Origin of the sequence: Rhodopseudomonas palustris HaA2 (assembly GCF_000013365.1) — a bacterium.
In the GTDB taxonomy this organism is placed as follows: Bacteria; Pseudomonadota; Alphaproteobacteria; order Rhizobiales; family Xanthobacteraceae; genus Rhodopseudomonas; species Rhodopseudomonas palustris_J.
The window spans coordinates 1,122,219-1,136,932 of record NC_007778.1 but is presented as its reverse complement, the minus strand read 5'-3'; the positions used below and the strand labels follow the sequence as shown (position 1 = coordinate 1,136,932).

Genomic DNA, 14,714 nt, shown 5'->3' with positions numbered 1-14,714 from the left:
GGTGGCCTCCTCGAAAGATCGGTGACGGTGCGTTCAGTCGCGCAGGCTCGCCGGCACCGCGCTCATCAGGTTGGCGGTGGCGATATTGGCGAGGATGCGGTCGTTGTTGATCATCAGCGGCGCCGACAGCACGTCGCGCAGATGCCGGCCGATGGTGAAATCGCCGTCGTTGCGATAGCCCGACAGGCCGCAGGCCCGCATCGCGCTCATCACCGTCGCCACCGCGAGATCGGAGGCCTCGACCTTCAGCAGGTTGATCGCCGACTGGAATTCCAGCGAGCCGAGGCCGCGCTCGTCGTATTCATGCGCCGCATAGGCGTCGAGATTGGCGGAGATCAGCGCGCGCAGCTTCGACAGCGACATCTTCGCGCTGGTGTAGTGCGCGGCCCCCGGCGGCATCTGACCGCCGGCGCCGCGCGCCGCCTTGCGGATGAAGCCTTGCGCGCGCTCGACCGAGGCCGCCGCGATGCCGGCCCAGGCCGACGACCACGACAGATGCGCGACCGGCGTCATGGTCTGCGCGTGAATGCGTTCATAGGGCTCGGCGAACACCTGGGCGGCGAGCCCGCTGGCCTTGAGCTCGAAGCCGGCGCTGCAGGTGCCGCGCATGCCGAGGGTTTCCCAGCCCTGCGTCGGCGTCAGCGTGTAGTCGTCGCTGGTGAACACCACCAGCACCTGATCCGACGCAGCCGCCTCGGAAGCGCGGCGCGCGATCGTCATCACGCCGTCGGCTTCGGCGCCGTAGGAAATCACCGTGGCGTTGCGGAGCAGCGACACGCCGGCGTCGGTCACCTCGATCGCCGCGGCGCTGGCGCGAATGTTGCCGCCGTTGTTGCCTTCGGTGGTCGACGACGCCAGCAGCATCTGCTCGGCGGCGATCCGTCGCATCAACTGCTCGTGCCAGTCGCCGCCGCGGCCGTGCCGCACCAGGCACGCCACCTTGGTCTGATGCATCGCCACGATCATCGCGGTCGAGGCGCAGGCGCGTCCCAGCGCGTAGCACATCTCGGTGACGTCGTGGATCGTCGCGCCCTCGCCGCCGAATTCGACCGGGATCTGGGCGCCGAGCAGGCCGTGCGCCTTCGCCGCGTCGATCGCCGCGCGTGGAAACCGCGATTGTTTGTCGACGCTGTCGGCGTCGGCCGCCGCGATCGCGGCGACCTGTGCCACGCGCTGCGACAGCGGGACGGAGTCGCGCCGGAATGAAACGGGCGCGGTCGGCGCGGCGTTGCGGAGAGTGTTGTCTGTGATCATCGCCATGGCGTCGGACGCTCCTCGGTGCCTTACACGGGCTCGATCGCGCCGCGGCGCTTGGTCGTTCGCGCTACTCGTCGGTCGGCGATCGTGCCGCACGCTAGGGGAGCGCGGCCGCGCCCGTCGAGAACTTTCAAAGTGAATCAATTTGAATTCGAATCCGACGGTTAATCCGGCATTGCACGAATACGGAGGATTCTTCGGTTTCCCGTTAGCGTTAAAATTCGAATGGCGGCCGCGGACGAACTACCGCAATTGTTTCCCTAAACTTTCTGCGATTACATCGCGAATGAAACACAGCGCGCCACCGATCGGTCGGGCCGGCGCGAGACGAACGACGCTCAGGAGGTTGCGATGCAAGGCACGGACGCCACGGTTCAGAACAAGATTCTCGCGCTGGTCGAGTCGATCCTGGCGCAGAACGCGATGCCCGGCGGCGTCAAGCCGGATACGCGGCTCGCCGACGCCGGACTCACGTCGATGGAAATGGTCAACCTTATGCTCGGCGTCGAAGCCCTGTTCGACATGACACTGCCGCAGTCGGACATCACGCCCGAGAATTTCATGTCGGTCGAGACTATCGAGCGCCTCGTGCTGTCGCGTCTGCAGAAGCAGGCGGCCTGATCGCTATTCGGTCCGGCGCGTTCATCACGCCCGTCATCTTTCGCGTATCACCCCAGGAGTCGACCCGATGTCCACCGACCTGATCCTCACCTCCAAGACCGATGTCGAACTGAAGCCGGCGCCGATCGAACCGTCGTGGATCATCGACGGCAATCCGACCGCGACCAACGCCACGCTGTCGCGCAGCGCCGACGGCATGGCCTCGACGATCATCTGGCAGTGCACCGAAGGCAGGTTCGAGTGGCACTACGACATCGACGAGACCATCTGCATTCTCGAAGGCTCGGTGGTGATCGAGAGCGAGGGGATGCCGGCGACCCGCTACGGGCCGGGCGACGTGATCTTCTTCAAGGACGGCGCCAGCGCGCGATGGCATGTCGAGGGCCATGTCCGCAAGATCGCGTTCTGCCGCCGCACCCAGCCGAAGCTGGTCGGGTTCGCGATCCGCGCGATCTCGAAGCTGCGCTCGCTGCTGCTGCCGTCGCGCCAACGTCCGGTGCAGTCGCTGCTCGGCGCCAACTGAACCGCTGCTTCGCAGGCTGAAGCGATGGACTGACCATGGGCGGGTCGCGCGAGCGGCCCGCCTTTTTCGTCGCGGCGAGACGACAGGCCATCTCGGCGCACGCCGTCGGCACGCGATCGCGCCGCGAGCCGCGTCGCCCGATCGGAGGCGCGCGACTGGGATTGATTTGCCGCAAAGCCCGCAACGGCCGGTTCTGACATTCTACTAGGCGAAAGTCGTATTGGGGACAGCGGGCAGCGATGGCGTTCAATCTCGGCAGGACTGGCAGGCCATCGATTCTCGCAGTTGTGTATTCGGACGGCGCGGCTGCCTGCCGCGTCATGTCGGATCTCGGCTACCGGTTGCGCAACGCCGGAATCGTCGTCGCCGGCATCGTCCCCTACCACGCGACCCGCGACAGCCTGCCACGCTGCGACATGGAGGTCGAGGAACTGGCCTCGCGGATCATTCTGCAACTGGCCGAGGACCAGACAACGCGGTCCGGCAACTGCCGTGTCGATCCGCTTGCGATGCAGGACGCCGCCGCGCTGATCTCGGCCGCGTTCCAGAAGTGTCCGGAATTGCTGATCATCAACAAATTCGGCCAGCTCGAAGCCGATGGCGGCGGGCTCGGCGACGTGATCACCGAGGCGGTCGAGCTCGGCATCCCGGTGCTGGTCGGCGTGTCGGAACGCCGGCTGGCGAGCTGGCGCGAATTCACCAACGGCCTCGCCGAAGAGGCGATGATCGACTCGCCACGGGTGCAGCAATGGCTGGCGCGGCGCGGCCTCGCGGCGCAACGCAACCGGATCGGCGCGCACCAGGCGCTGACCTCGGCGGCCTGATCGACCGAAGCGACATGGCCCCCTGCCACATCGGATGACTCCTCATCCCGAGGAGCTGACTGGACATGCAGGCCGCCAAGTCAACGCCCCATCCCCGTCATTGCGAGCGCAGCGAAGCAATCCAGAGGCGCCGAGCATGGGGCTTCTGGATTGCTTCGTCGCTGCGCTACTCGCAATGACGGGTGATAGGGCGTTGATGTCGCGGCCTGCATGTCCAGGCCGCAGAACGCCAGTGCTGATTCCATCGGAAACAGAACGGCTCTCGCGGTCCAGAGAACCTCGATGGCCGGGGCAAGCCCGGCCATGACGACATCGGTAGCCACCGCGCCGTTCACGAATCCGCCGTCGGTCTTCGCGAACCGGCGCGGCGGTGCTAGAGCAGCTCAGCCGTTGATGGAATCACCGCCGTCATCCTGAGGTGCCCGCTGGGCCGCGCCATGCGCGGCGCTGCGGGCCTCGAAGGATGGGCCGCAAGCGCCCTGGCCGCATCCTTCGAGGCTCGCTACGCTCGCACCTCAGGATGACGACTCCGCACGCGCGAATGCCGCGTTGCTTCAATCCATCGATGAACCGCTCTACGCTCAGCCGAACTTGAACAGCACGCCGTAGCCGCCGCGCGGATAGTCCCATTCGATGTCGCCATTGCCCTCGGCGATCACCCGGCAGGTGCCGCATTCGACGCAGCCGTCGGGCGTCACCTCGACCTGGCCGTTGGTATTCAGCTCGTAGCAATGCGCCGGGCAGACTTTGAGCAGCGCCAGCAGTTCAGCCGACGGCTTGGTGTGCGGCTTCACCCGGATGTGAGCGTTGCCGACGTCGACCAGATAGCGGTTCTGGAACAGCTTGTCCTCGACCCGAATGGGGGCTTCCACCGTCATTGTTGCTCTCCGCGTTTGAGTTCGTCGCCGTCGCCGTTCACCGCCATGCCCGCGCGAAGCGGAAGGCGTCGCCGAACAGGCCCGCCCAGGATCGCGCCGACACGAACGATCTGATCGTCACCTTCTCCTTGTCGACCTTCGGCGTGCCGTCGACCCGCACGAAGTTCTGCAGCGCCTTGTTGATGAGCTGCGGATAGGTCAGGAAGAAGTTCTGCGACTGGATGTGCAGCAGATCCGGCATATCCTTGTACTTCTTCAGATCCTTGATGACGAAGGACTCGTCCAGCATCTTCTTGTAGAGCGCCAGATTCTCCTTGGTCATCGGATCCTTGCGCGACTTGACCTGGAAGATCGCCTCGCCGGCGATCCGGCCGGAGGTCATCGCCAGATTCGAGCCTTCGCGATGCAGCGCGTTGTTGAGCTGCGCAGCGTCGCCGACCACCACCCAGCCGTCGCCATAGAGCTGCGGGATCGCCTTGTAGCCGCCCTCGGGAATCAGATGGCCGGCATATTCCTTGACCTCGGAGCCTTCGATCAGCGGCGCGATCGAGGGATGCTTCTTGAAGCGCTCGAGCAGATCGTAGGGCGTCTCGCCGGATTTCTGGAAATCGGCGACCAGACAGCCGATGCCGACCGACACCGATTCCTTGTTGGCGTAGACGAAGCCCATCCCGGTCATGCCGCGGGAGATCGTGCCCGCCGCCTCGATCACCACGCCCTCGTCGCCCTTGAGGTTGAAGCGCGCCTCGATGGTCTCGCGGGGCAGGAAGTGCATTTCCTTCACCGCCAGCGCGACCTTGTCGGGCGACGGCCGCTCGCGCAGATCCGCCTTGGTGCCGAGCAGGCCGTTGACGCCCTCGGCCAGCACCACGACGTCGGCATGGACCTCGCCGCCCTCGCGGTCGGTGATCACGCCGATCACCTTGCCATAGGCGTCCTTCACCAGTTCCTTGACGGTGGTCTCGCACAGCACGATGGCGCCGGCTTCCTGCGCCTGGCTGGAGAACCATTTGTCGAACTGCGCGCGGATGATGGTGTAGCGGTTCGGCTTCTCTTCGTTGAAATCGTCCGAGCGATAATGCAGCCCGGTGTGCGAGCGCTCGTCCATCATCCAGAACCGCTGCTCCACCAGATGACGCTCGAGCGGCGCGTCCTCGCGGAAGTTCGGCACCAGCTTCTCCAGCATGTCGGCGTAGAGAATCGCGCCCTGGACGTTCTTCGAGCCCGGATATTCACCGCGCTCGATCTGCAGCACCTTCATGCCGCGTTTGGCCATCGTCAGCGCGGCGGCGTTTCCGGCCATGCCGGCGCCGACCACGATCGCGTCGAAACGTTCCTCGATCATGGTGAACTCCTGTTAGCTCGCGATGCGGTCGCGGGTGTGCGGCGACAGCCGCTTGCGGAATGCTTCGGTCAGCGCCGGCAGCAGGCGGATCGCGTCGGTGACGATCGCCAGATGCGCGAAGTCGAAGATCGGCGCGTTCTTGTCGGTGTTGATGGCGACGATCAGATCGGCGCCGTCGACGCCGACGCGATGCTGGATCGCGCCGGAAATGCCGGCCGCGATGTACAGCTTCGGCCGGATCGTCTTGCCGGTCTGGCCGATCTGGCGATCGGCCGAGACCCAACCCTTCTGCACCAGCGGCCGCGAGCAGCCATATTCGGCGCCGAGCACGCCGGCGAGCTGGCGCACCAGCTGGAAGTTCTCCAGCGAGTTGAGCCCCATGCCGCCGGCGACGACGATGTCGGCGTAGGCCAGGTTCGAGGTCGCCTTGTCGCGATCCGGCACGAACGCCAGGATCTTGGTGACGATGTCGTCCTCGACCATGCCGAGCGGGAATTCGATGATGCGGCCGACCGGCTTCTCGACGCGCTCCGGCATTTCCATCACGCGCGGCCGCACGGTCGCCATCTGCGGCCGGAAGTTCAGCGTGTAGATCGTGCACAGCAGCGAGCCGCCGAAGGTCGGCCGGGTCGCGGCGAGCGAATTGTCGGCGTCGACCTCGAGCTCGGTGCAGTCGGCGGTGAGGCCGGTCAGCAGCGTGGTCGCGACGGCGCCGGCGAGATCGCGGCCGAGCGTGGTGGCGCCGAGCAGCAGGATCTCGGGCTTGTAGGTGTTGACCAGATCGGTCAGCGCCTTGGTGTAGGATTCGTTGCGATAATCGGTGAGCACGTCGTCGGCGACGATGTAGGCGAGATCGGCGCCGTAGCAGAACGATTCCGCCGCCGCCGCGCTGGTCGCCTCGCCGGCCGGGCCGATCACCACCGCGGCGAGCTCGACGCCGAGCTTGTCGGCGAGACGGCGGCCGGAGCCCATCAGCTCCCAGGACACCGGGTGGACGTGGCCGCGCTCCTGCTCGACGAACACCCAGACGTGCTTGTACTGCTTGAAGTGCTCGGACAGCTCCTTCTTGGCGTTGGCGCGTCCGGCGGGCGGGGCAGGCTTTGCTGGCTGGCTCATGAGACTGCTTTCAAATTGGTGTTGTCAAAATCCACGCGCGAGCTCGAACATGTCGGCTTCGAGTTTCGGCCGGAGCTTGAAGATCTCGTCGATCAGCGCGTCGGCCGGCGGGCGGCCGGCCGGCTCCACCACCACGGCTTTTTCCGAACGCGCGGTCGGCGCGAACACGCGCTTGACCACGGTCGGCGAGCCGCGCAGGCCGCATTTGGAAATGTCTTCGACGCCGGCGTCCTGGGCGCTCCACTTCACCACTTCGGCGCGGGCGGCGTTCAGCGCATTCAGCATCGTGCCGCGACGCACCTCGTTGGTGCCCTCCAGCATGGTGATCAGGCAAGGCAGCCGGCTGCGCAGCACCTGGACGCCGCCCTCGGAGCGGCGCTCGACCTCGATGCTGCGGCCGGCGAGATCCAGCGACGCGACCTTGGAGACGTAAGTGAGCTGCAGGAAGTCGAGCCGCTTGCAGATGCCGGGGCCGACCTGGGCGGTATCGCCGTCGATGGTCTGCTTGCCGGTGAACACGATGTCCGGTTCGCCATAGGTGGCGCCGATCTTGCGGATCGCGGAAGCCAGCGCGTAGCTGGTCGCCAGCGTATCGGCGCCGGCGAAGAAGCGGTCGGTCAGCAGCACCGCGCGGTTGGCGCCGAAGGTCAGCGCCTTGCGCAGGGAATCCTCGGCCGAGGGCGGGCCCATCGTCAGCACCGTGACCTCGCCGCCGAACTTGTCGCGCAGCCGCAGCGCCTCTTCGAGCGCGAACAGATCATACGGGTTGATGATCGTCGGCACGCCCTGGCGCATGATCGTGTTGGTGACCGGATGCACGCGGATCTGCGCCGAGTCCGGGACCTGCTTGATACAGACGACGATATGCATGGTGTGCTCCGCGCTTGCTGACACGACGACATCAGCCTGACACAGGGACATCAGCAAGCCTCGTACCAACTTTTCGGCCGATGAAATTCGATCGAAAAAGCAACGGCTTGGGTCGGACCGGCGATCGCCTTGGAATGGTTCTCGATGAATGCGACCCGACAAGTCGGACACTTGTCAGGAAGGCGACAGCGGTTAGAGCGCTTCATCAATTGATTGAAGGATGCGGCCTTCTCTTCAGAGTCGTCATCCTGAGGTGCGCGCGTAGCGCGCCTCGAAGGATGCGGCAAAGGTGCCTGCGGCCCATCCTTCGAGGCCCGCCGTGCCGCGCACAGCGCGGCCCAGCGGGCACCTCAGGATGACGCGGCAGCCAAGTCTGATTCCATCGAAAGCAAAGTTGCTGTAGGAGGCCCAGACTATCCCGCCCCGTCGTGGCAGGGCCGGTCCCGGCCACGACGGAAGGATGCGTATTATGTTCGGTGGAAAGGACGCTGGCGGCTACTTCAGCGCGTCGAGCGAGACGAACGCCGGCGCGCGCGGCGATTTCGGCGCCACCGCGTCCTTGAGCACCTTGAAGACGCGCTGATCGAGCGGCGTCGAGGCGACGAAGTCGGCGTAAGCCCGCTCCAGCACCGCCTTGCAGCGCGCGGTCGCCTCCGCCGCCGGCAGGCCGGCGAGATCCTCGCCGGCGAGATACTGGCCCATCCGCTTCAGGATATGCAGCCGCGCCACATTGACGACGTTCGGATCGTAGGCGACGTCGAGCAGCTGGAAGAACTCCTCCGCCGAGGCGGCGCGCTGCAACTGCCCGATGATGTCGGCCGGCGCTTTGCTGTCGGCTTGTTGGGAACTCGCCTGGGTCGCGCTCATCTCGATCTCCTTCATCTCTCGTTCGCCGCGCAACGTTGCGCTCAGGCGCAGTTCGGCAGCGTGCGGTCGTGAACCTCACGCCAGATCGCCGTCAATGTCTCGTTTCCGACCGGGCCCTTGTTGGCGACCGCATGCAGGCGCACTTGCGCCAGAATGCCCTGCGCCTCTTCGGCCGTCGCCGGCAGATTGAGCTTGGCCAGCGACGAGGTGATCGCCGACAGGCCGGAATGCTTGCCGATCACGATGCAATTGGCGCGGCCGAGCAGCACCGGATCGAGCGACTGATAGGTGCGCTGGTCCTTGAGCAGGCCGTCGACATGAATGCCGGATTCGTGGGTGAAGACGTGTTCGCCGACGATCGCCTTGTTGAGCGGAATCGTCCGCGCGGCGGCGGCCGCCACCACATCGGCGACATGGCCGAGTTCGGACAGCACGATGCCGGTATCGCGGCCGTAAAGCTGCTTCAGCGCGACGGCCACCTCCTCCAGCGGCGCGTTGCCGGCGCGCTCGCCCAGCCCGATCACCGTGACCGACGCATGGCTGGCGCCGGCCTGCAGCGCCGCCAGGGTGTTGGCGGTGGCGAGGCCGAGATCGTCGTGGCCGTGAAATTCCAGTTCGAGATCGGTGGTGGCGCGCAGGGTCGCCATCAGTTCGTGAGTACGAAACGGATCGAGCACGCTGAGCGTATCGGCGATCCGGAACCGCCGCGCGCCCGCCGCCTTCGCGGTGGCGATCACTTCGGCCAGGAACTCCGGATCGGCGCGCGACGAATCCTCGCCGCCGACCGCGACCTCGAGCCCGTGGTCGCGCGCATAGCCGACCACGCGCTTCACCGTCTCGATCGCGTTCGATCGCTGGCCGCCGAGCTTGGCGGCGATCTGCACCTCGGAGACCGGCACCGAAACGTTGACCATCGCCACGCCGGCCTGCAGCGCCGCCTCGACATCCTCGGTGCGCATCCGGCACCAGGCGATCGTCGTCAGCGGCAGCCCGGCCTCGACGATGCTGCGGATCGCCGCGATCTCGTCCGGCCCCATCGCCGGCGTTCCGGCCTCGATTTCCGGCACGCCGGCCTGCGCCAGCGCGCGGGCGATCGCGAGTTTTTCGGCGGCCGAGAACGCCACGCCCGGCGCCTGCTCGCCGTCGCGCAGCGTGGTGTCGTTGAGCACGACCGGCGTCGCGGTCGATGGCGTTGCGCTGCTGTCACGCATGGGCGCGCCCGAGCAAAGGTCCGTCATCGGCGGTGAACGGCGAGATCGCGCGCAGCTTGGCGATCACGCCGGGGATGACGGCGAGCGCGCGCTCGATGTCGTCGTCGGTGTTGTCGCGCGACAGCGAGAACCGCACGCCGCCGCGCACGCTGTCCTCGGCGACCTTCATCGCCATCAGCACATGCGACGGCTCGAACGAGCCTGTCGCACAGGCCGAGCCCATCGAGGCGGCGATGCCGGCGCGGTCGAGCAAAGTGACGATGGCTTCGCTGTCGATATACGAGAACGCGATGTTCGAGGTGTTCGGCAGCCGCTCGGCGCGGGCGCCGATGGCGACGCAATGATCGACGCGCGCCAGGATCTCGTGCTCCAGCCGGTCGCGCAAGCCGCGCACCCGGATGTCCTCGTCGGCCATCGCGCCCGCGGCGAGTTCGGCCGCCATGCCGAGGCCGACGATGCCGGGCACGTTCTCGGTGCCGGCGCGGCGGCCGCGCTCGTGCTGGCCGCCCTTGATCTGCGGCTTGAAGGCCGCGCCGCTGCGGACATACAGCGCGCCGATGCCCTTCGGGCCGTGCAGCTTGTGGCCGGACACCGACAGCATGTCGATCGCGGTGGATTGCAGTTCGATCGGGCATTTGCCGACCGCCTGCACCGCGTCGGTATGAAACAGCGCGCCGACCTCTTTCGACAGTTCGGCGAGGTCGGCGACCGGGTTGATCACGCCGGTCTCGTTGTTGGCCCACATCATCGACACCAGCGCGACGCGGTCGGACAGCGCGTCGCGATAGGCCGCGATGTCGAGATGGCCCTGGCGATCGACCGGGATGACGTGAACGCGGATGCCCTTGTTCTTTTCCAGCCAGGCGCACAGCGACAGCACGGCGGGATGCTCGACCGCGGTGGTGATGATCTCGCGGCGCCGCGGCGCGGCCTCCAGCGCCGACAGGATCGCGGTGTTGGCGCTCTCGGTGCCGCCGGAGGTGAAGATCAGCTCGTGCGGATGCGCGGCGCCGACCAGCGCCTGCAACTGCTCGCGGGCGTGCTTCACCGCACGCGCCGCATGGCCGCCGAGCGCATGCTTGGACGACGGATTGCCGAAATAGCCGGAGAAGAACGGCAGCATCGCATCGACCACGCGCGGATCGGTGCGCGTGGTGGCGTTGGCGTCGAGATAGACGATGTTGGTCGGCTGTGGCGGGGTGCGGGTCTGGCTCATGACACCGGCACCACGCGCAGCGGCCGGCCGAGCTTGTCGGCGAGTCTGGCCTGGACGCCGGACAGCGTCACCGATGACAATTGGCAGCCGACGCAATTGCCCGACAGCCGGACATAGACGACATTGCCCTCGACGCTGACGAGTTCGCAATCGCCGCCGTCGCGCTGCAGATGCGGCCGCAAATCCTCCAGCGCTTCGGCCACCAGAGAAGTCAGCGGCAGCGCGTCGATGGTCCCGGCGACCGGCGCCTGCGCCGTCGCCGGACGCGGCGGCGGGCTCTTCGGCATCGCGCGCAGATGCGCCGGCGCCGCTTTGCCGGAGAAGATGTTGGCCGCCGGCTGCGGCGCGCCGTGCGGCTTCAGGTCGACGGCCCGCTGCTGCGTCGAGCCGAGCTGATACGCCGCGCCAGCGTCGATCAGCCCGTCCTCGACCATCTCGGCATTAACCCGCGCCAGCAGGCCTTCGACCTGCTTGAAGCAGGAGCTGCAGCTCCCGGCCGCCTTGGTGTAGTGGGTCACCTGTTCCAGGCTGGTCAGGCGATTGAAGCGGATGGTGCGCTCGATCATCATCTGGCTGACGCCGAGGCACTTGCACGACGGCGCCGCGTCGGCCTCGCGCAGCGCCGCAATGCCCCGATAGGACGTGATCGCCGTCTGTAGCGCCTCGTAGGCCATCACCGCGCAATACATCCGCGCCGCCGGCAAGCCGCCGAGATCGTCGGCGATGTCGGCCGCGCCGAGCGCCGCGGCGTCGTCCAGCGTCTTGCCGGTGATCAGTTCGGTGACCGCGGACGCCGCGGCGATCGACGAGCTGCAGCCGAACGCCTGAAACCGCGCCTGCTCGATCCGGTCGGTCGCCGGATCGACCCGCAGCATCAGCTTGACCGCATCGCCCCAGCGGATGCCGCCGAAGGCGCCGATCGCGTTGGCCTGCAGCAGCACGCCGGCATTGCGCGGACTGGAGACGAGTTCATCGAGCCTGTCGAGATTGCCGAGCATGACGACGCTCCGTGGCTTGAGGCACTCAGCCGAACGACTTGCCGCAGCCGCATTTGTTCTCGGCGTTCGGGTTGTCGAAGGTGAAGCCGGAGCCTTCGAGGCTCTCGACGAAATCGATCGTCATGCCGTTGAGCAGCGGCTGCGAGTCCGGATCGACGAACACCTTGACGCCGCCGGCCTCGACGACCGCGTCGTCGGAGCGCGGGGCCGGATCGAGCCCGATCAGATATTTGTAGCCGGCGCAGCCGCCGGCCTCGACCATGATGCGTAGTCCGCCTTCGGTCTTGCCGGCGCGCGACATCGCGGCCTTGACGGCGTTACCGGCTTGTTCGGTCAGGATGATCATGATCGGCCTCCGTGCATTGGGTCCGACATGAGTAACTGCAACCGCCGTGCCAGCCTGTGGCGATGCAAAAAGGCGCTGATTCAGCTGTCTATTTTTGATCACGGAAGGAAATGTCAGGGTTGCGACATGGTCGCGAAGGCGACGGTTTCCGACAATGGATCGCAGCTAACGTCTGCTCTCACCCCCTCATCAGGCAATGCCTGACCTCTCCCCGCGCGCGGGGAGAGGTCGACCCGGCTACGCGCAGCGGAGCCGGGTCGGGTGAGGGGGCGCATCAACGAGTCTGAACGTTTCGAGAAGAACTCTTCGCCGGCCGACAATCACTATCGACGCTCGGCCTCTGTGCGACGCCCCCTCATCCCACCCTTCTCCCCGCGCGCGGGGAGAAGGAGCAGGTCGTGCTCGCGGCGACGTTGCGCTGCGGGGTCCTCACGCCACGCCCGCGGCGCGCAGCTCCAGTTCTCGCCGGCGGCCGGCCATGCGGCTTTCGCCGCTTTCGTCGCCGAAGCATTCGGCGAAGTCGTTGCACTGCGAGCACACCGGCGTGCTGCACATCACGATGCCGTCGTCTTCGCAGAGCTTGCGATAGAAGAACCGCTTCCAGCGCATGTTGCGGATGTTGTCGCGGGCCAGCGGGCCGAAGTGCCGCATCAAGAGCCGCGTCAGCTCGGAGCGGTCGCGCAGGCCGAGATCTTCCCAGAGGTGATCCGGCTCCATCGCCCGGCGCGCCACCATGGTGGCGAGCCAGCGTCCGACCTCGCCCGGGGTCGAGCGATGCGCGAGCAACAGGTCGCGCACCATCGCGGCTTCCTCGTCGGCGTCCGGCTCGCCGGCGGCGAGCACGGAGAACAGCACCGAAATGTGCGGGAAGAACGACGTCACCAGCGCGACGAAATCGTCGGCGCCGAGTCCGCAACGCTGGTTGATCGGGCCGGGTTCGGTGATCGCCGCCGACAGGATCGACGCCAGCACGTGGCGATCGAAGGCGCGGTCGTCGTCGATCCGCGCCTCGGCCGGCAGGCCGCCGGTCAGCGCCCGATACACGATCGCTGGCGAGGACGCGAAGCCGGACGCGACGACGCGCAGCGGCAGCGCCGCCGGTGCCGCCTCGCCGCCTTGCTGCTTCGCCCCGCCGATCATGATCGCTCCTACAGCCCGAGTTCGCTGGCCTTGACGTGGGTCTGACAATCCTTCGGACAGACCCGGTTGCAGGCCGAACAGCCGATGCAATTGCCGGGCTGGTCCAGCACCATCACCTTGCGGACGAATTCCTCGTCGTCATCGTCGTTCTCGAGGCTGCAGCCGACCAGTTCGCCGTCCTCGTTGACACCCATCAGATGCATCACGTCGCGCGAGCAGACCTTGTAGCAACGGCCGCAACCGATGCACTTGTCGCCGTCGATCGCGGTGATGTAGGTCGGCTCCCACGGCTTGCCGTCGCGGGATGAAAAAGTCGTCATGGCAATTACTCCTGGCGCGGCAAATCTCCGCGCGGTTCGGGCTGGTGCGTCGGGCCGCGCTCAGGCGGCCTTGGCTTCCAGCTCCTTCAAGGCTTTTCGCGCGGCTTCGAGCGCCGCATAGGCATCGTGGGTCTGCTGCGCGACGGTCATGATGTTCTGCCAGTTGATCGGCAGTTCTTCCGACAAATCGTGCAGGTTCATCTTCATCGTCGTGGCGCGCGCCGACAGTTTCTTCAGTTCGGCCTTCAATGCGTCGATATCGGACATGGGGGTGTCGCCTTCCTTCACAGCGCCGCGACGTCGGGGAATTTGCGGATCATCTCGACGCCGGCATCGACCAGCTTGTCGCCCTCCTCGGCGAGCTTGCCGAGATTGTCGAAGCCGAAGCGGTGGACGTCGCGCATGTGCTTGTTGACGACGATCAGGCGGCCGGCGCTGAGGATCATCCGGCCGAAGCCCTCGTGATGCATCTTCATCATCGGCGACACCATGATCTTGGTCTCGCGCTCGATCGACAGCGCCACCGCGTTGTAGAACAGCTCGAGCCGCCACAGCGTCTCGGGATCCGGATCGCCCATCAGCGGGATCTCGCGGCGCTTGGCCTTGTCGATGATGTAGGGCTCGAGCAGCTTGAGATCGGATTTGTTCTCCCAGACGCCGTGGGTGTCCTGGGCGCGGAGCTGCTTGACCAGCTCCTTGACGAACAGCGAGTCGATCGCCGCGTCGGCCGTGGTTGCTACTTCGGTCATGTCACACCTCGTCCGCGAAATCGAGCTTGCGTTCTTCGCCCTTCAGCAGCGCCTTGCGCAGCCACGGCGGCGGCACGCCGCGCAGCACGCCCTGCAGCTTGGTGATCAGGTCGGTGATCAGTTCGGGCTGCGCCAGCTTCAGCGGATGCACCTGCGCCGCGACGACGCGCGCCGCGCCGGAGCCGCCGATCGCCGCGCAATACACGATGGCGCAATCGCGGATGGCGTCGATTTTCGCCGCGAGCTTGTCCTCGTTGCCGTCTTCCTTCTCCTCGGCGAATTGCACCGCTTCGACGAAGCGATGGTCCTCGGCGGTGACCTCGTAGATCGCGAGGTTCCTGGCCCAGCCGAAATGCGCGTCGACGCGCGTCAGATCCTGAGTGGCAAAAGCGACCTTCATGCCGCGCCTCCGTTGCTGTGCATCGACAGTCTC

General features: G+C 66.5%; 18 protein-coding genes. 3 read left to right on the top strand and 15 right to left on the bottom strand.

Features of this window, described 5'->3' with window-relative positions; all coding sequences use genetic code 11:
* Positions 1-33: 33 nt before the first annotated feature.
* Positions 34-1,260, bottom strand: coding sequence for an acyl-CoA dehydrogenase family protein (locus RPB_RS05025; RefSeq protein ID WP_011439891.1), 1,227 nt, complete (start codon positions 1,258-1,260; stop codon positions 34-36).
* A 348-nt stretch (positions 1,261-1,608) separates the two neighbouring features.
* Here RPB_RS05025 and RPB_RS05020 point away from each other — a divergent pair, with 348 nt between their 5' ends.
* From RPB_RS05020 to RPB_RS05010, 3 genes are all read left to right on the top strand, one after another.
* Positions 1,609-1,878 (top strand): phosphopantetheine-binding protein, encoded by a 270-nt coding sequence (locus tag RPB_RS05020; RefSeq protein WP_011439890.1) that lies wholly within the window; start codon positions 1,609-1,611, stop codon positions 1,876-1,878.
* 67 nt (positions 1,879-1,945) lie between these two features.
* Positions 1,946-2,401, top strand: a complete 456-nt coding sequence (locus RPB_RS05015) for a cupin domain-containing protein (protein WP_011439889.1) — start codon at positions 1,946-1,948, stop codon at positions 2,399-2,401.
* A 239-nt stretch (positions 2,402-2,640) separates the two neighbouring features.
* The gene (locus RPB_RS05010; protein ID WP_011439888.1) at positions 2,641-3,225 is read left to right on the top strand and encodes a DUF2478 domain-containing protein; all 585 of its coding nucleotides are present in this window, start codon (positions 2,641-2,643) and stop codon (positions 3,223-3,225) included.
* Between the two features lie 581 nt (positions 3,226-3,806).
* Here RPB_RS05010 and RPB_RS05005 read toward each other — a convergent pair.
* The 14 genes from RPB_RS05005 to nifX form a co-directional block, all read right to left on the bottom strand.
* On the bottom strand, positions 3,807-4,103 hold the full coding sequence (locus RPB_RS05005) for a ferredoxin family protein (RefSeq protein ID WP_011439886.1): 297 nt from the start codon (positions 4,101-4,103) through the stop codon (positions 3,807-3,809).
* Positions 4,104-4,140: 37 nt separating this feature from the next.
* Positions 4,141-5,448, bottom strand: a complete 1,308-nt coding sequence (locus tag RPB_RS05000; RefSeq protein WP_011439885.1) for an FAD-dependent oxidoreductase — start codon at positions 5,446-5,448, stop codon at positions 4,141-4,143.
* 12 nt (positions 5,449-5,460) lie between these two features.
* Complete coding sequence (locus RPB_RS04995; RefSeq protein WP_011439884.1) at positions 5,461-6,564, bottom strand: electron transfer flavoprotein subunit alpha/FixB family protein; 1,104 nt, start codon at positions 6,562-6,564, stop codon at positions 5,461-5,463.
* A 24-nt stretch (positions 6,565-6,588) separates the two neighbouring features.
* A complete protein-coding gene (locus tag RPB_RS04990) occupies positions 6,589-7,434 on the bottom strand; it encodes an electron transfer flavoprotein subunit beta/FixA family protein (protein WP_041797969.1) in 846 nt (281 codons plus the stop codon).
* A 495-nt stretch (positions 7,435-7,929) separates the two neighbouring features.
* Positions 7,930-8,301 (bottom strand): nitrogenase stabilizing/protective protein NifW, encoded by a 372-nt coding sequence (nifW, locus tag RPB_RS04985; RefSeq protein WP_011439882.1) that lies wholly within the window; start codon positions 8,299-8,301, stop codon positions 7,930-7,932.
* A gap of 41 nt (positions 8,302-8,342) precedes the next feature.
* The gene (gene nifV, locus RPB_RS04980; RefSeq protein WP_011439881.1) at positions 8,343-9,512 is read right to left on the bottom strand and encodes a homocitrate synthase; all 1,170 of its coding nucleotides are present in this window, start codon (positions 9,510-9,512) and stop codon (positions 8,343-8,345) included.
* Positions 9,505-10,728 carry a cysteine desulfurase NifS gene (nifS, locus tag RPB_RS04975; RefSeq protein WP_011439880.1) on the bottom strand — a complete coding sequence of 408 codons (1,224 nt, stop codon included), beginning with the start codon at positions 10,726-10,728 and terminating at the stop codon, positions 9,505-9,507. Before nifS ends, nifV begins: the two co-directional genes overlap by 8 nt.
* On the bottom strand, positions 10,725-11,726 hold the full coding sequence (gene nifU / locus RPB_RS04970; protein ID WP_011439879.1) for a Fe-S cluster assembly protein NifU: 1,002 nt from the start codon (positions 11,724-11,726) through the stop codon (positions 10,725-10,727). The genes nifS and nifU overlap by 4 nt, the downstream gene beginning before the upstream one ends.
* A gap of 25 nt (positions 11,727-11,751) precedes the next feature.
* Positions 11,752-12,072, bottom strand: coding sequence for a HesB/IscA family protein (locus tag RPB_RS04965; protein WP_011439878.1), 321 nt, complete (start codon positions 12,070-12,072; stop codon positions 11,752-11,754).
* A 429-nt stretch (positions 12,073-12,501) separates the two neighbouring features.
* Positions 12,502-13,212, bottom strand: coding sequence for a nitrogen fixation protein NifQ (locus RPB_RS04960; protein ID WP_011439877.1), 711 nt, complete (start codon positions 13,210-13,212; stop codon positions 12,502-12,504).
* Positions 13,213-13,220: 8 nt separating this feature from the next.
* Positions 13,221-13,532 (bottom strand): ferredoxin III, nif-specific, encoded by a 312-nt coding sequence (gene fdxB / locus RPB_RS04955; protein WP_011439876.1) that lies wholly within the window; start codon positions 13,530-13,532, stop codon positions 13,221-13,223.
* Positions 13,533-13,592: 60 nt separating this feature from the next.
* Positions 13,593-13,799 (bottom strand): CCE_0567 family metalloprotein, encoded by a 207-nt coding sequence (locus RPB_RS04950; protein WP_011439875.1) that lies wholly within the window; start codon positions 13,797-13,799, stop codon positions 13,593-13,595.
* Between the two features lie 17 nt (positions 13,800-13,816).
* Positions 13,817-14,281, bottom strand: a complete 465-nt coding sequence (locus tag RPB_RS04945; RefSeq protein ID WP_011439874.1) for a NifX-associated nitrogen fixation protein — start codon at positions 14,279-14,281, stop codon at positions 13,817-13,819.
* 1 nt (position 14,282) lies between these two features.
* The gene (nifX, locus tag RPB_RS04940; RefSeq protein WP_041797965.1) at positions 14,283-14,681 is read right to left on the bottom strand and encodes a nitrogen fixation protein NifX; all 399 of its coding nucleotides are present in this window, start codon (positions 14,679-14,681) and stop codon (positions 14,283-14,285) included.
* Between the last annotated feature and the right edge of the window lie 33 nt (positions 14,682-14,714).